Raw genomic sequence first — 13,423 nt, 5'->3', positions numbered from 1 at the left:
CTTATTCTTCCACTTTACCACCAGCAGCTTCAATCGCTGCTTTAGCACCCTTAGTGGCCTTAATGCCTTTCAGGACAACAGCTTTTGAAAGCTCACCAGAGGCAATAACTTTCACATTAGAAACAGCTGCAGAAACCAACCCAGCTTGCTTGAGAACCAATACATCAATCTCATTTACAGCCAGTAAGTTCAATTCACTCAAACGAATCTCAGCATTTGCAGCAGCAGTCAATGATTTAAAACCACGTTTTGGCAGGCGACGTTGTAAAGGCATTTGACCACCTTCAAAACCTACTTTATGAAAACCACCAGAACGGCTTTTTTGACCTTTATGACCACGACCACCGGTTTTACCTAAACCGCTACCAATACCACGACCCACACGACGACGGGCGTAGGTAGCACCCTCAGCAGGTTGAATAGAATTTAGAAACATATCAAGACTCCACTTTCAACAAGTAGCTGATTTTGTTAATCATGCCACGGTTTTGAGGGGTATCTAAAACCTCTACTGTATGCTCACGATGACGCAAACCTAAACCACGAGCACATGCACGATGAGATTCAATTGTACCAATCAGGCTCTTCACCAATGTAACTTTAATCTTTTTTTGCTCAGTCATGGCTTGCTCCTAAAATGTCTTCTACTGTTAAGCCACGTTTAGCAGCAATATCTGCAGGTGTATACAACTTAGACAAACCGTCTAATGTAGCTCGTACAATGTTATAAGGATTTGTAGAACCATGCACTTTAGCAGAAATGTTATGAATACCCATAGCATCAAAAACTAAGCGCATAGGACCACCCGCCTTTACACCACTACCTTCTTTAGCAGGCTGCATAAAGACTTTGGTAGCGCCATGACGTCCAATAACCTCATGATGAATCGTACCATTTTTTAGAGGTACTTTAATCATAGAGCGACGAGCCTGATCCATTGCTTTTTGAACAGCTACCGGCACTTCTTTTGACTTACCTTTGCCCATACCAATACGACCATCTCCATCACCAACAACAGTTAGTGCAGAGAAAGCCATGATACGACCACCTTTAACTACTTTAGTCACACGATTAACTGCGACCATTTTTTCAATCAGGCCGTCACCGCGTTCTTCAATTTCATGTTTTGCCATCTGAAAGTCTCCAATTATTAGAAGCTTAAACCATTTTCACGTGCAGCTTCAGCCAAAGCTTTCACACGACCGTGATATTGGAAACCTGAACGATCAAAAGCAACTTTTTCTACACCTACTGCTTTAGCTTTCTCAGCAATACGCTTGCCAACCACTGCAGCTGCTTCGACGTTGCTACCAGATTTCAGGCTACCACGTACCTCAGCTTCCAATGTAGAGGCTTGAGCCAATACTTTATCACCTTCAGCACTAATTACTTGAGCATAAATATGATTATTGCTACGGAACACACATAATCTTACCATTTTCAAGTCCGCAATTCGCGCACGGGTTTTGCGTGCACGACGGAGTCGGGTTGCATGTTTATCCATTAGTGAACCTCAATTATTTTTTCTTGGCTTCTTTCATCACTACCACTTCGCCTACATAACGAACACCTTTACCTTTATAAGGTTCAGGAGAACGGAAAGCACGAATTTCAGCAGCAACTTGACCAATCACTTGTTTATCTGCACCAGTCAAAACGATTTCTGTTTGGCTAGGGGTTTGAACAGAAACACCTTCAGGCATTTCATATACGATTGGATGGGAAAAACCTAAAGACAAGTTTAAAACTTTGCCTTGAGCTTGAGCACGGTAACCCACACCAATCAACTGCAGTTTTTTCTCAAAACCTTCAGAAACACCTTTAACCATATTATTAACTAATGCACGGGCAGTACCAGACATAGCATTTGCCTGTTTACTGTCATTTTTTGCAGCAAAAGTCAATTTACCATCGTTTAATTCAATGGCTACATCAGAATGCAAAGGGAAAGACAACTCACCATTCTTACCCTTGATAACCAATGCTTCTGTTCCAAATTTTACTTCTACACCAGCAGGAACAGTCACTGGGTTTTTTGCGACACGTGACATTTACTTTTCTCCACTAGGCTACGATGCACAACAACTCACCACCAACACCCTCAGAACGAGCCTTGCGGTCAGTCATCACACCTTTAGAAGTACTAACAATAGCGATACCTAAGCCATTCATAACATTAGGAATTTCGCTAGAAGCTTTGTAAATACGCAAACCTGGACGTGAAACACGTTTAATTTGCTCAATCACAGGGCGACCTGCATAGTATTTCAATTGAATTTCCAATACCGGTTTCGCATCAGCAGAAACCGAAAAATCCTCGATATAACCCTCTTCTTTCAAGACTTTTGCAATTGCACACTTTAATTTGGAAGAAGGCATGGCAACTACTACCTTATTGGCACGTTGCGCATTACGAATACGAGTCAACATATCGGAAATAGGATCATGCATACTCATTATTAATACTCCTATTACCAGCTAGCTTTAACAACACCCGGAATCTCGCCACGCATAGCGATTTCACGGATTTTAATACGACCCAAACCGAATTTACGGAAAGTACCACGAGGACGACCTGTCAAAGCACAACGACGGCGTTGACGTACAGGAGCTGCATTACGTGGAATGGATTGGAATTTCAGACGAGCTTCAAAACGCTCCTCTTCAGTTGCATTCGCATCATTAATAACAGCAAAAATTTCCTCACGTTTGGCTGCAAACTTTTTCGCCAAAGCTTGACGTTTCAGTTCACGATTAATAAGTGCTTTCTTAGCCATGATTATCCTTTAAACGGAAACTTGAACAGCGACAATAAAGCTTTAGCTTCTTCATCAGTTTTTGCAGTAGTTGTAATAGTAATATTCAAACCACGCAAAGCATCAATTTTATCGTATTCAATTTCCGGGAAAATGATTTGCTCGCGAACACCCATATTGTAATTACCACGGCCATCAAAAGATTTGCCACTTACACCACGGAAGTCACGCACTCGAGGTAATGCAATAGTAATCAAACGATCCAAGAATTCGAACATTTGATCACGACGTAATGTTACTTTGCAACCTACAGGATAATTATCGCGAATTTTAAAGCCAGCGATAGATTTACGAGCAACAGTAACTACTGGCTTTTGACCAGCAATTTTTTCCAAATCAGATACCGCATGCTCCATAACTTTTTTATCAGCAACAGCCTCTCTAACACCCATATTTAAAGTGATTTTTTCAATACGAGGAACTTCCATTACTGATTTGTAACCAAACTGCTTAACCAATTCAGGAACAACTGTATCTTTATAAAACTCTCTCAAACGAGCCATGTTATCTCCTTATGCTCCAATAACAGAGCCATTTGATTTGAAGAAACGAACGCGCTTCACTTTGCCTTCATTTTCAATCAGTTTAACACCAACACGGTCTGCTTTATTAGTTTCCGGATTCAGAATTGCAACATTAGAAATATCCAACGGCATTTCTTTCGAAACAATACCACCCTCAACACCACGCATCGGATTAGGTTTTTGATGACGTTTTACAACGTTAACACCTTCAACAACAACTTTACCGCCTAATACGCGAACTACTTGACCTTGCTTACCTTTATCCTTACCAGTGATCACAACAACTTGGTCACCTTTAATGATTTTATTCATCGCGCTATTCCTTATAACACTTCAGGCGCCAATGAAACGATTTTCATAAATCGCTCAGTACGCAACTCACGGGTTACCGGACCAAAAATACGGGTACCCAGAGGTTCAAGTTTATTGTTTAACAACACGGCGGCGTTGTTATCGAATTTAATCAACGCACCATCAGGACGACGCACACCTTTAGCAGTACGAACAACAACTGCATTGTACACATCACCTTTTTTGACACGACCACGTGGGGCCGCATCTTTAACTGCGACTTTAATAATATCGCCAACAGAAGCGTAGCGACGCTTAGATCCGCCCAATACCTTGATACACATCACGCGACGCGCACCAGAGTTATCAGCCACATCTAAGATGGTCTGCATTTGAATCATATTAGTACCTTTAAATTAACCAACTTAATTTACCATTTTCATATAGCTCGCTCACCTATTTAAATTAAGCTAACTAAATGAAACCATCACGGTTCTAGTAAACCAGTCTTGGATCCCGAAGGGAAGAAACTTCCAGAAGAAACTGAAAGATAAGAAACGAAGTTTACACGCAAATTCACTTTGGCGCAACACTTCGTTTCTTATTGAAGCTAACTGTCTTAAATTTTAAACAGTACGTGCTTTCTCAACCAGTTCTTTAACAACCCAAGATTTGGTTTTTGACAGTGGACGAGATTCCGCAATTACCACTACATCACCAATTCCATATTGATTATTTTCATCATGGGCATGGATTTTAGTTGATAAACGGATAATTTTACCGTACAGAGGGTGTTTTACTTTACGCTCAACCAACACTGTGACAGTTTTGTCCATTTTGTCGCTTACCACTTTGCCTTGCAAAGTACGAACATTTTTATTTTCGCTCATTACTTAGCACCTTTTTCAGTTAAAATGGTTTTAATACGAGCAATATCGCGACGTACACGTTTTAATTCGCTTGGTTTACCCAATTGACCAGTTGCGTTTTGCATACGTAAGCCAAACTGAGCCTTCAACAAGTCCAACAAATCTGCATTTAATTGCTCAATAGATTTGTCTTTCAATTCATTTGCTTTCATTATTGACCTACCTGTCTTACTACAAAGGTCGTAGGAATAGGCAATTTGGCAGCAGCCAATTCAAATGCTTCACGAGCCAGAGCCTCTGGAACACCGTCCATTTCATACAACACTTTGCCTGGTTTAATTTCGGCAATGTAATATTCCACGTTACCTTTACCGCCACCCATACGAACTTGAATAGGTTTTTCAGTAATTGGTTTATCAGGGAATACACGAATCCAAATACGACCACCACGTTTAATGTGGCGAGTCATTGTACGACGAGCAGCTTCGATTTGGCGGGCAGTCAAACGACCACGACCAACGGCTTTCAAACCGAACTCACCGAAACTTACTTTGTTACCGCGAGTAGCAATACCAGTATTGCGACCTTTTTGTTGCTTGCGGTATTTCAGTCTAGTTGGCTGCAGCATTACGTCCACCTGCCTTTCTTTGTTTCTTTTCATGCTCAGGTTTAGCTGAAGTCTTTACATTACCTTCAGTATAGACCCAAACTTTCAGACCCAGCACGCCATAAGTAGTATGGGCTTCGCTAGTTGCATAATCTACGTTTGCACGCAAAGTATGCAGAGGTACACGACCTTCACGATACCATTCGCTACGAGCAATATCCGCACCATTCAGACGACCTGAAGTCATAATCTTGATACCTTTTGCTCCTGAACGCATAGCATTTTGCATTGCGCGCTTCATAGCACGGCGGAATTGAACACGTTTTTCTAATTGCTGTGCAATACCATCAGCAATAATTTGCGCATCTAATTCAGGTTTACGAATTTCTTCGATATTGACATGAACAGGCACACCCATCAGGGCTTGCAAATCACGTTTCAAAACTTCGATATCCTCACCTTTTTTACCAATTACAACACCCGGACGGGCAGAGTAGATGGTAATGCGTGCAGATTTTGCAGGACGTTCAATAACTACGCGACCAACAGAAGCATTCGCCAATTTTTTACGCAGGTAGTTACGAACATCAATGTCTTGTTTCAAAACAGCAGAAAAGTCGGTGCTTTTAGCAAACCATTTTGAAGCCCAGTCTTTAGTTACCGCCAGGCGAAAGCCTGTAGGGTTAATCTTTTGTCCCATAGCTTTTCCTTAGTTGCCCACTGTCACGTTGATATGACAAGTTTGTTTTTCAATGCGGTTACCGCGACCTTTGGCACGAGCTTGGAATCGTTTCAAGCTTGGACCTTTGTCAACAAAGATAGTTACCACTTTCAACTCATCAATGTCGGCACCGTTATTGTGCTCGGCATTTGCAATAGCTGATTCCAATACTTTTTTAATCAACTCAGCACCTTTTTTAGGGCTGAAAGTCAAGATATTCAAAGCCTGGGCAACGTCTTTACCACGAATCAAATCAGCTACCAAACGAGCTTTTTGAGCTGAAATACGGGCATTTTTATGTTGTGCATTTACTCTCATGATTCACCTTATTTCTTTTTAGCCTTTTTATCAGCCAAGTGGCCTTTAAAGGTACGGGTCAATGAGAATTCACCTAATTTATGACCAACCATGTTATCACTGATAAAAACGGGCACATGAGTGCGACCGTTGTGTACAGCAATGGTCAGACCGATAAAGTCAGGCAGAATGGTAGAACGACGAGACCAAGTTTTAATCGGGCGCTTGTCGTTGCTTGCACGAGCAGCATCTACTTTTTTCAGCAAATGCAGGTCTACATATGGGCCTTTTTTCAATGAACGAGCCATACTAATTAACCTTTATTTGAGTAACGACGACGAACAATCATGTTATCCGTGCGTTTGTTATTACGAGTGCGGTAGCCTTTAGCAGGAGTACCCCATGGGCTAACTGGTTCGCGAGCTTCACCGGTACGACCTTCACCACCACCATGAGGGTGATCGACAGGGTTCATGACAACACCACGAACGGTCGGACGAATACCGCGCCAACGATTAGCACCGGCCTTACCGATTTTCTTAAGGCTTTGCTCTTCGTTACCAACCTCACCGATAGTTGCACGGCAATCTACGTTGATTTTACGAACTTCGCCAGAGCGCAGACGGACTTGAGCGTATGCACCTTCTTTAGCCAACAATACCGCAGAAGCACCGGCAGAACGTGCAATTTGTGCACCTTTACCAGGTTTCATTTCGATACAGTGGATAGTCGTACCAACGGGGATGTTGCGGATCGGCAGGGTGTTACCTACTTTGATGGCAGCTTCAGCACCGGAAACCAATACAGCACCAGCTTGAATACCGCGAGGAGCGATGATGTAGCGACGCTCACCGTCTGCATAGCACAACAGTGCAATGAAGGCAGTACGGTTAGGATCGTATTCGATACGCTCTACTTTTGCAGGGATACCGTCTTTGTTACGTTTAAAGTCTACAACACGGTAATGGTGTTTATGACCGCCGCCTTTGTGACGGGTGGTGATATGACCATTATTGTTACGACCGGCAGTAGAATTTTTCTTTTCGAGCAAAGGTGCATAAGGCGCACCTTTGTGCAAACCTTCTGTTACCACGCGAACCATGCCGCGACGGCCTGCAGAAGTTGGCTTCATTTTAACGATTGCCATTTTGTTTATTCCTTATCTGCAGCTGCAGCAGCGGCTTCCAAATCCAACTCTTGACCGGCAGCCAAGCTTACATAAGCCTTTTTAACATCGCTGCGGCGGCCCAAAGTACGACCAAAACGCTTAGTTTTACCTTTAGTAGTAACGGTAGTTACAGAAGCAACTTGAACACCGAACAGCAGCTCAACAGCAGCTTTGATTTCAGGTTTGGTTGCATTTGCCAAAACTTTAAACGTCATTTGGTTGCGTTTTTCAGCCAATACGTTGCTTTTTTCAGAAACGATAGGTGCCAAAATCACTTGAGTCAAACGTTGTTGATTCATACCCATTGCTCCTCTAATTGTGCAACTGCATCTTTAGTGATGATTACTTTTTTGTAACGCAGCAAGCTGTAAGGATCAACTTGTTGAGCTTCCAAAACCAACACGTTTGGCAAGTTGCGTGAAGCCAAGTAAACATTCTCATCGAGCTGTTTGGTTACAAACAGCACTTGCTCCAGACCCAGATTTTTCACTTGTTCAGCAAAAACTTTGGTTTTAGGAGTTTCAGCAGTCAACGCTTCGATAGCAAACAAACGCTCGTCACGGGCCAATTGGGACAGGATAGTCGCCATACCGGCACGGTACATTTTACGGTTTACTTTTTGAGTGAAGTTTTCGTCGGGTTTGTTCGGGAACGCGCGACCACCTTTACGCCACAGCGGAGAAGAAGTCATACCGGAACGGGCACGACCGGTACCTTTTTGACGCCATGGTTTTTTGGTTGAGTGTTTTACTTCGGCACGGGTTTTTTGAGCGCGGTTGCCAGAGCGGGCGTTTGCCAAGTAGGCATTTACCAGCTGATGAACCAACGCTTCATTGTATTCGCGAGCGAACAAAGCATCAGAAACAGACAGACTGCCTGAAACTTGTCCTTTAGCGTCAATTACTTTCAATTCCATTACGCACCTACTTTCACGCTAGGACGAACTACAACATCGCTGTTGACCGCACCCGGAACAGCACCCTTAACCAACAGCAGTTGGCGTTCTGCATCAACACGTACAACTTCCAGTTTTTGGACAGTTGCTTTGGTGTTACCGTATTGACCGGCCATGCGTTTACCGGGGAACACGCGACCTGGGTCTTGCGCCATACCGATAGAACCTGGAACACGGTGAGAACGGGAGTTACCGTGGGAAGTACGTTGGGCACCGAAGTTATGACGTTTGATCGTACCGGAGAAACCTTTACCTTTAGAGGTACCAGTTACATCGACCAGTTGACCGACTTCAAACATAGAAACGGTGATTTCGTCACCGGCTTTCAATTCAGCCAGTTTTTCTTCAGTCAAAGCAAACTCCATCAAACCGCGACCGGCTTCAACACCTGCTTTTGCAAAGTGCCCAGCTTCGGCTTTGTTGACACGGTTAGCTTTTTTCTGACCAAAGGTAACTTGAACGGCAGTATAGCCGTCAGCATCTTTGGATTTTACTTGTGTAACGCGGTTGGCAGACATATCCAAAACGGTCACCGGAACAGAAACACCCTGTTCGTCGAACACGCGGGTCATACCAACTTTGCGTCCAACCAGACCTAAAGTCATGATTATTTTCCTTTTAAAGTAAAGGGGCGGGCTACGATTGGCCTGCCTTCGGACAAAGATAAAACTTGGCACATTTGTACCAAGCCCTGGACTATACCACGACAATAAAGAAGTTTTCAAGCAAAATCTTAGGCTTGCCGCAGATTATTTACTGTCATCCGGCAGATTTGAGTTTTACCAAATTCATCGATATTCCGTTCCAAATTTTGACAGTCTCAATTATCACTCAACAACATAAAAGGTCGTCTGAAACTTCATCCACGAAATTTCAGACGACCTCTTCTCAATATATATGGTTTATTTTAATCCACTCGGATGCGCTTCATACCGAAACTGCTATTTCTGCAACTCCGTCGGTGGAGTTTGTTCGGACTGGCGCGTGTGTAACTTATACCAGCCAAACAGCCGCACCAAACACAAAAAGGCAATAAACGGCATGCATAAGGCGGAAACCAAATAGCGCGGATTATTGGTATTGAGGACATTCCCGCCCGCCGACAGGGACAATGCAGCATTAAACCACTCCCACAACGAAGGCACGCTGAAAGCCAACACAGCAATCAATCCCAGCGTTCGAAAAATACCGATAGGCAAAATCTGCCGTTTTAGCACCGTACGGTTTAGCTGTAACAAGACAATCAATCCAAACCCGATGGTGAGGACCATGCCGCCGTTTGCAACGATTTGCAGGCTGTTGAAAGCGATGTCGGGCGTTACCGCCAGACCGCCGTCTGAAGCAGGCGCCGCTTGCTGCTGAAGGTTAAGCCCTTGAATGATATTTAAAACGAAACCATAAACCATATCGGCAAGCATAATGCCTATGGGCAAGGAAGTGAGCATTCGTCTTAGCATGGTTGTGTCAGATAATGATGAAATAAGGTAGGAATGGAAGATGATGTCGTTTCAGACGACGTATTCACTCTATATCTATATATATCTATATATATCTATTAGGGAGGTCGTCTGAAAAGTTGCAGACGGTATTGTAGCGGATTGCCGGCTCGAACGTATGTAAAATTAAATTTAGCCTAAGTCAGAAAATTCTGTAATTTTCTACCAGTTGTTTGGCTTTGGGAGTAGAATGCCAAAATATTAATTTGTATCATAATTTACGGCTTAACTGTCTCAACGCAGGATTTTACTCTACAAATTTCAGACGACGTTTGGATGAAATTTTGTAATTTTCTAACAAAGTCGTATGCCATTTATCAACGGATTGACCGAAAGGACGCTTCACATGAGTAATGCAAAACGCGATGTAACCCGCATCAGCCACAACACCAAAATCGTCGCCACGTTGGGGCCGGGCAGCAACAATGTCCAGTTGTTGGAAGACATGATCCGTGTAGGCGGTCTGAATGTCGTCCGTTTCAATTTCAGCCACGGTACGCCTGAATTTCATCAGGAAAACGCCCGCATCGTGCGTGAAGCGGCAAAACGCGCCGGACAGGAAATCGCCATCCTCGCCGACTTGCAAGGTCCGAAAATCCGCGTCGGCAAAATCGCCGGTGGCAGCATCGAATTGAACAAAGGAGAAACGCTGGTTCTTGATGCCGCACTCGAAGGCGAAGGCACGCGCGACGCGGTCGGTTTGGACTACCGCGACCTGCCTAATGATGTCGTTGCGGGCGATGTTTTGTGGTTGGATGACGGTTTGCTGACTTTGACCGTGGAATCCGTTGAAGGTAGTAAGATTGTTACTAAAGTTGAAAACAGCCATGTGTTGAAAAGCAACAAAGGCATCAATAAACGCGGTGGCGGTTTGTCCGCAGGCGCGTTGACCGAGAAAGACTTCCGCGACCTGAAAACCGCGATTGCCATCGGTTGCGACTACCTCGCCATCAGCTTTGTGAAATCCGCCGAAGATTTGCACACTGCCCGCGCCAAAGTCGAAGAAGAAATGAAAGGCAGCACTGCCGTTCGCCCCGGCTTGGTTTCCAAAATCGAACGTGTGGAAGCGATTGAAAACTTGGACGAAATCATCCTCGCCAGCGACGGTATCATGGTAGCGCGCGGCGACTTGGCGGTCGAAGTCGGACACGCAGCCGTCCCCGCCCTGCAAAAACGCATGATCCGCCGTGCACGCGAGTTGCGCCGCTTCAGCATTACGGCAACCCAAATGATGGAATCCATGATCACCAACCCCGTCCCGACCCGCGCGGAAGTCAGCGACGTGGCAAACGCGGTATTGGACGGCACCGATGCGGTGATGTGTTCCGCCGAAACCGCCGTCGGCGCGTATCCGTTTGAAACCGTCAGCCAAATGGCGATTATTTGCGCCGCTGCGGAAAAAGAACAAGATTCGCTCAACGGCGTTGCCGAACAGGTCGATTATCCCGAAGCCGTCAGCACCAACTTGGCGATTGCCGGCGGCGCAGTCAGCGTGGCGCGCGCGGTTCACGCCAAAGCCATCGTTGCCCTGACGGAAAGCGGTTCGACCGCCTTCGAAGTCAGCCGCCACAACATCACATTGCCGATTTTCGCACTGACCCCGAGCATTTCCGCCCAACGCCGTATGGCGATGTACCGCGGCGTTCGCCCGTTGATTTTGGCGACCAGCACCGACCACGATACCGCGCTGAACGAAGTGGAAGCCATGTTGGTCGAACATAAAATCTTAAGATCCGGCGACCAATACATCATCACCAGCGGTTCGCAAATGCGTGAATCCGGTTCGACCAATACGCTGGAAGTGTTGCGCGTTAAATAATAGACACGCAAACGGCAGATAAACAAGAGGTCGTCTGAAAACTTGGGAACGGGTTTTCAGACGACCTTTTCGTTTTTTTCTATCAAACAATCCCACCATGGCATCTTTACCACAGTCCCGCCCCCTCCTATCTGCGCAACATGCAAGTTTTTCCGAAAGCGTCCAAAAATATTAGGCAAAAGCGATAACGTGGTATAGAATCGAGCACCTACACTAATCAAACGGAATGACCGCTAGGAAACAACTGTACTTTGATTGAAAAACCGTTGCCCTTCAGCCCAAAATTCATGCCAGCCAGTCATTTGCTGCATCTTTTTGCCTTGAAGCCCATCGTTTCTATTCAAAATACCGATTCCAAACCGTCAGCCCGCTCCAGATACGGAGGCGTTTGTTTCAGACGACCTCTTTATTATTTACACGCAGGTACAAGAAAATGACACACTCACCCATCAAACAAACCGTAATCTTACTCAGCGCAGTCTTCTTTTCCGGCGCAGTCCACGCTTCGGGCTACCACTTCGGTACGCAGTCGGTCAACGCGCAAGGCACTGCCAACTCTTCCGGCGCGGAAGCCGCCGACGCATCGACCATCTTCTACAACCCCGCCGGTCTGTCCAAACTTGACAGCAGCCAAGTTTCCGTTAACGCCAACATCGTCATGCCCAGCATCCGCTACGAAGCCGATTCCGCCCAATACTATCAAGGCGGCGATGTTTCCGGCTCGAAAAGCGGCAAAATCACCAAAACCACCGTCGCCCCGCACCTCTACGGCGCATACAAAGTCAATGACGATGTAACTTTGGGCTTGGGCGTTTACGTCCCCTTCGGCTCTGCCACCGAATACGAAAAAGATTCCGTACTGCGCCACAACATCAACAAACTCAGCCTCACCAGCATCGACATCGAACCGGTCGTCGCTTGGAAAGCCAATGAAAACCATGCTTTCGGTGCAGGTCTGATCGCCCAATATTCCAAAGCCGAATTGCGCAAATATTCCGACTGGGATGCCTCCGGCTCCATCAGCCAACTCGCCAGCGGCCTTGCCTCACGCGCAGCCGGCCGTCCTGTTTCCGTCAGCGCGCAAGGCAAATCTGACGGACACGCCGAAGTTAAAGGTCACGACTGGGGCTTCGGCTATCAACTTGCCTGGATGTGGGACATCAATGACCGCGCACGGGTCGGCGTGAACTACCGTTCCAAAGTAACCCACACCCTCAAAGGCTCAGCGGAATGGGAAGCCGATGGCGCATACGCCCGCCGCGCTTGGGATTTGGGCGCGCTTGCCGCCCGCGGTTACGTTCCGCATGAAAAAGCAAGCGTCAAAATCGTAACGCCCGAATCCTTGTCCGTTCACGGCATGTACAAAGCCACCGACAAATTCAACCTGTTCAGCGATGTGACTTGGACGCGCCACAGCCGCTTCAACAAAGCGGAACTGGTTTTTGAAAACACCAAAAACATCGTCAACGGCAAATCCGACCGCACGGTCATCACGCCCAACTGGCGCAACACTTACAAAGTCGCGCTCGGCGGTTCTTACCAAGTGACCGACCCGCTGCAACTGCGTGCAGGTATCGCCTTTGACCGCTCGCCCGTCAAAAACGCCGGCTACCGCATGAACAGCCTGCCCGACGGCAACCGCATCTGGTTCTCGCTCGGTGCGAAATACCATATCGGCAAAAACCACGTCCTCGATGCCGCTTACAGCCACATCCACATCAACGACACCCGCTACCACACCGCTCGCGCCACCGGTAGCGATGTGGACAGCAAAGGCGCATCCAGCGCGCGTTTCAAAAACCACGCCGACATCATCGGCCTGCAATACACTTACAAATTCAAGTAAGCCGTTTGGCGCC

At 46.0% G+C, this 13,423-nt stretch carries 23 protein-coding genes; 2 read left to right on the top strand and 21 right to left on the bottom strand.

Annotation, left to right across the window (positions count from 1 at the left end; genetic code table 11):
- Window position 1: 1 nt before the first annotated feature.
- The 21 genes from rplO to DBZ16_RS09380 form a co-directional block, all read right to left on the bottom strand.
- Entirely contained in the window at window positions 2-436 is a 435-nt protein-coding gene (rplO, locus tag DBZ16_RS09485) for a 50S ribosomal protein L15 (RefSeq protein ID WP_107813811.1), read from the bottom strand.
- Window position 437: 1 nt separating this feature from the next.
- On the bottom strand, window positions 438-623 hold the full coding sequence (rpmD, locus tag DBZ16_RS09480) for a 50S ribosomal protein L30 (protein ID WP_039855919.1): 186 nt from the start codon (window positions 621-623) through the stop codon (window positions 438-440).
- The gene (gene rpsE / locus DBZ16_RS09475) at window positions 616-1,134 is read right to left on the bottom strand and encodes a 30S ribosomal protein S5 (RefSeq protein ID WP_003742903.1); all 519 of its coding nucleotides are present in this window, start codon (window positions 1,132-1,134) and stop codon (window positions 616-618) included. Before rpsE ends, rpmD begins: the two co-directional genes overlap by 8 nt.
- Before the next feature lie 17 nt (window positions 1,135-1,151).
- A complete protein-coding gene (gene rplR / locus DBZ16_RS09470; RefSeq protein WP_003742901.1) occupies window positions 1,152-1,505 on the bottom strand; it encodes a 50S ribosomal protein L18 in 354 nt (117 codons plus the stop codon).
- A gap of 13 nt (window positions 1,506-1,518) precedes the next feature.
- On the bottom strand, window positions 1,519-2,052 hold the full coding sequence (gene rplF / locus DBZ16_RS09465; RefSeq protein ID WP_003742899.1) for a 50S ribosomal protein L6: 534 nt from the start codon (window positions 2,050-2,052) through the stop codon (window positions 1,519-1,521).
- Between the two features lie 13 nt (window positions 2,053-2,065).
- Entirely contained in the window at window positions 2,066-2,458 is a 393-nt protein-coding gene (gene rpsH / locus DBZ16_RS09460) for a 30S ribosomal protein S8 (protein ID WP_003742898.1), read from the bottom strand.
- Window positions 2,459-2,472: 14 nt separating this feature from the next.
- Window positions 2,473-2,778: a 30S ribosomal protein S14 gene (rpsN, locus tag DBZ16_RS09455; protein WP_107813810.1), complete on the bottom strand. Its 306-nt coding sequence runs from the start codon at window positions 2,776-2,778 to the stop codon at window positions 2,473-2,475.
- Between the two features lie 2 nt (window positions 2,779-2,780).
- Window positions 2,781-3,320 carry a 50S ribosomal protein L5 gene (gene rplE, locus DBZ16_RS09450; protein ID WP_107813809.1) on the bottom strand — a complete coding sequence of 180 codons (540 nt, stop codon included), beginning with the start codon at window positions 3,318-3,320 and terminating at the stop codon, window positions 2,781-2,783.
- Window positions 3,321-3,329: 9 nt separating this feature from the next.
- Window positions 3,330-3,653, bottom strand: coding sequence for a 50S ribosomal protein L24 (gene rplX, locus DBZ16_RS09445; protein ID WP_107813808.1), 324 nt, complete (start codon window positions 3,651-3,653; stop codon window positions 3,330-3,332).
- Between the two features lie 11 nt (window positions 3,654-3,664).
- Window positions 3,665-4,033 (bottom strand): 50S ribosomal protein L14, encoded by a 369-nt coding sequence (rplN, locus tag DBZ16_RS09440; protein WP_002215434.1) that lies wholly within the window; start codon window positions 4,031-4,033, stop codon window positions 3,665-3,667.
- A gap of 225 nt (window positions 4,034-4,258) precedes the next feature.
- On the bottom strand, window positions 4,259-4,522 hold the full coding sequence (gene rpsQ, locus DBZ16_RS09435; RefSeq protein WP_003707145.1) for a 30S ribosomal protein S17: 264 nt from the start codon (window positions 4,520-4,522) through the stop codon (window positions 4,259-4,261).
- Window positions 4,522-4,713, bottom strand: a complete 192-nt coding sequence (gene rpmC, locus DBZ16_RS09430; RefSeq protein ID WP_003675882.1) for a 50S ribosomal protein L29 — start codon at window positions 4,711-4,713, stop codon at window positions 4,522-4,524. The genes rpsQ and rpmC overlap by 1 nt, the downstream gene beginning before the upstream one ends.
- Complete coding sequence (gene rplP, locus DBZ16_RS09425) at window positions 4,713-5,129, bottom strand: 50S ribosomal protein L16 (RefSeq protein WP_003675880.1); 417 nt, start codon at window positions 5,127-5,129, stop codon at window positions 4,713-4,715. The genes rpmC and rplP overlap by 1 nt, the downstream gene beginning before the upstream one ends.
- Window positions 5,113-5,808: a 30S ribosomal protein S3 gene (gene rpsC, locus DBZ16_RS09420; protein WP_107813807.1), complete on the bottom strand. Its 696-nt coding sequence runs from the start codon at window positions 5,806-5,808 to the stop codon at window positions 5,113-5,115. Before rpsC ends, rplP begins: the two co-directional genes overlap by 17 nt.
- Window positions 5,809-5,817: 9 nt before the next feature.
- A complete protein-coding gene (gene rplV, locus DBZ16_RS09415) occupies window positions 5,818-6,147 on the bottom strand; it encodes a 50S ribosomal protein L22 (RefSeq protein WP_003675877.1) in 330 nt (109 codons plus the stop codon).
- Between the two features lie 8 nt (window positions 6,148-6,155).
- Window positions 6,156-6,434, bottom strand: a complete 279-nt coding sequence (gene rpsS, locus DBZ16_RS09410; RefSeq protein WP_002215422.1) for a 30S ribosomal protein S19 — start codon at window positions 6,432-6,434, stop codon at window positions 6,156-6,158.
- 5 nt (window positions 6,435-6,439) lie between these two features.
- Window positions 6,440-7,273: a 50S ribosomal protein L2 gene (rplB, locus tag DBZ16_RS09405; RefSeq protein WP_003742892.1), complete on the bottom strand. Its 834-nt coding sequence runs from the start codon at window positions 7,271-7,273 to the stop codon at window positions 6,440-6,442.
- Window positions 7,274-7,278: 5 nt separating this feature from the next.
- The gene (gene rplW, locus DBZ16_RS09400; RefSeq protein WP_002231529.1) at window positions 7,279-7,593 is read right to left on the bottom strand and encodes a 50S ribosomal protein L23; all 315 of its coding nucleotides are present in this window, start codon (window positions 7,591-7,593) and stop codon (window positions 7,279-7,281) included.
- Window positions 7,590-8,210 carry a 50S ribosomal protein L4 gene (gene rplD, locus DBZ16_RS09395; RefSeq protein ID WP_002218573.1) on the bottom strand — a complete coding sequence of 207 codons (621 nt, stop codon included), beginning with the start codon at window positions 8,208-8,210 and terminating at the stop codon, window positions 7,590-7,592. Before rplD ends, rplW begins: the two co-directional genes overlap by 4 nt.
- Window positions 8,210-8,854: a 50S ribosomal protein L3 gene (gene rplC / locus DBZ16_RS09390; protein ID WP_070439763.1), complete on the bottom strand. Its 645-nt coding sequence runs from the start codon at window positions 8,852-8,854 to the stop codon at window positions 8,210-8,212. The genes rplD and rplC overlap by 1 nt, the downstream gene beginning before the upstream one ends.
- 336 nt (window positions 8,855-9,190) lie before the next feature.
- Entirely contained in the window at window positions 9,191-9,694 is a 504-nt protein-coding gene (locus tag DBZ16_RS09380; RefSeq protein WP_107813806.1) for a hypothetical protein, read from the bottom strand.
- 397 nt (window positions 9,695-10,091) lie between these two features.
- Here DBZ16_RS09380 and pyk point away from each other — a divergent pair, with 397 nt between their 5' ends.
- Both pyk and DBZ16_RS09370 read left to right on the top strand, forming a co-directional pair.
- On the top strand, window positions 10,092-11,564 hold the full coding sequence (gene pyk, locus DBZ16_RS09375) for a pyruvate kinase (RefSeq protein WP_107813805.1): 1,473 nt from the start codon (window positions 10,092-10,094) through the stop codon (window positions 11,562-11,564).
- A gap of 433 nt (window positions 11,565-11,997) precedes the next feature.
- A complete protein-coding gene (locus tag DBZ16_RS09370; protein WP_107813804.1) occupies window positions 11,998-13,410 on the top strand; it encodes an OmpP1/FadL family transporter in 1,413 nt (470 codons plus the stop codon).
- Window positions 13,411-13,423: the final 13 nt, after the last annotated feature.

Origin of the sequence: Neisseria sicca (assembly GCF_003044565.1) — a bacterium.
GTDB classification, from domain to species: Bacteria; Pseudomonadota; Gammaproteobacteria; order Burkholderiales; family Neisseriaceae; genus Neisseria; species Neisseria sicca_A.
This window is presented reverse-complemented; position numbering and strand designations above follow the sequence as displayed.

Excerpts from the sequence above, each read along its gene's own strand:
- rplW (WP_002231529.1), bottom strand. The coding sequence starts at position 7,593 with ATGAATCAACAACGTTTGACTCAAGTGATTTTGGCACCTATCGTTTCT.
- rplX (WP_107813808.1), bottom strand. The coding sequence starts at position 3,653 with ATGAATAAAATCATTAAAGGTGACCAAGTTGTTGTGATCACTGGTAAG.
- rplB (WP_003742892.1), bottom strand. The coding sequence starts at position 7,273 with ATGGCAATCGTTAAAATGAAGCCAACTTCTGCAGGCCGTCGCGGCATG.
- pyk (WP_107813805.1), top strand. The coding sequence starts at position 10,092 with ATGAGTAATGCAAAACGCGATGTAACCCGCATCAGCCACAACACCAAA.
- rplE (WP_107813809.1), bottom strand. The coding sequence starts at position 3,320 with ATGGCTCGTTTGAGAGAGTTTTATAAAGATACAGTTGTTCCTGAATTG.
- rpsN (WP_107813810.1), bottom strand. The coding sequence starts at position 2,778 with ATGGCTAAGAAAGCACTTATTAATCGTGAACTGAAACGTCAAGCTTTG.
- rplO (WP_107813811.1), bottom strand. The coding sequence starts at position 436 with ATGTTTCTAAATTCTATTCAACCTGCTGAGGGTGCTACCTACGCCCGT.
- rpsH (WP_003742898.1), bottom strand. The coding sequence starts at position 2,458 with ATGAGTATGCATGATCCTATTTCCGATATGTTGACTCGTATTCGTAAT.
- rplR (WP_003742901.1), bottom strand. The coding sequence starts at position 1,505 with ATGGATAAACATGCAACCCGACTCCGTCGTGCACGCAAAACCCGTGCG.
- rplP (WP_003675880.1), bottom strand. The coding sequence starts at position 5,129 with ATGCTGCAGCCAACTAGACTGAAATACCGCAAGCAACAAAAAGGTCGC.
- rpsQ (WP_003707145.1), bottom strand. The coding sequence starts at position 4,522 with ATGAGCGAAAATAAAAATGTTCGTACTTTGCAAGGCAAAGTGGTAAGC.
- rpmC (WP_003675882.1), bottom strand. The coding sequence starts at position 4,713 with ATGAAAGCAAATGAATTGAAAGACAAATCTATTGAGCAATTAAATGCA.
- rplN (WP_002215434.1), bottom strand. The coding sequence starts at position 4,033 with ATGATTCAAATGCAGACCATCTTAGATGTGGCTGATAACTCTGGTGCG.
- rplC (WP_070439763.1), bottom strand. The coding sequence starts at position 8,854 with ATGACTTTAGGTCTGGTTGGACGCAAAGTTGGTATGACCCGCGTGTTC.
- rpsE (WP_003742903.1), bottom strand. The coding sequence starts at position 1,134 with ATGGCAAAACATGAAATTGAAGAACGCGGTGACGGCCTGATTGAAAAA.
- rpsS (WP_002215422.1), bottom strand. The coding sequence starts at position 6,434 with ATGGCTCGTTCATTGAAAAAAGGCCCATATGTAGACCTGCATTTGCTG.
- DBZ16_RS09370 (WP_107813804.1), top strand. The coding sequence starts at position 11,998 with ATGACACACTCACCCATCAAACAAACCGTAATCTTACTCAGCGCAGTC.
- rplD (WP_002218573.1), bottom strand. The coding sequence starts at position 8,210 with ATGGAATTGAAAGTAATTGACGCTAAAGGACAAGTTTCAGGCAGTCTG.
- rpmD (WP_039855919.1), bottom strand. The coding sequence starts at position 623 with ATGACTGAGCAAAAAAAGATTAAAGTTACATTGGTGAAGAGCCTGATT.
- rplV (WP_003675877.1), bottom strand. The coding sequence starts at position 6,147 with ATGAGAGTAAATGCACAACATAAAAATGCCCGTATTTCAGCTCAAAAA.
- rplF (WP_003742899.1), bottom strand. The coding sequence starts at position 2,052 with ATGTCACGTGTCGCAAAAAACCCAGTGACTGTTCCTGCTGGTGTAGAA.
- rpsC (WP_107813807.1), bottom strand. The coding sequence starts at position 5,808 with ATGGGACAAAAGATTAACCCTACAGGCTTTCGCCTGGCGGTAACTAAA.
- DBZ16_RS09380 (WP_107813806.1), bottom strand. The coding sequence starts at position 9,694 with ATGCTCACTTCCTTGCCCATAGGCATTATGCTTGCCGATATGGTTTAT.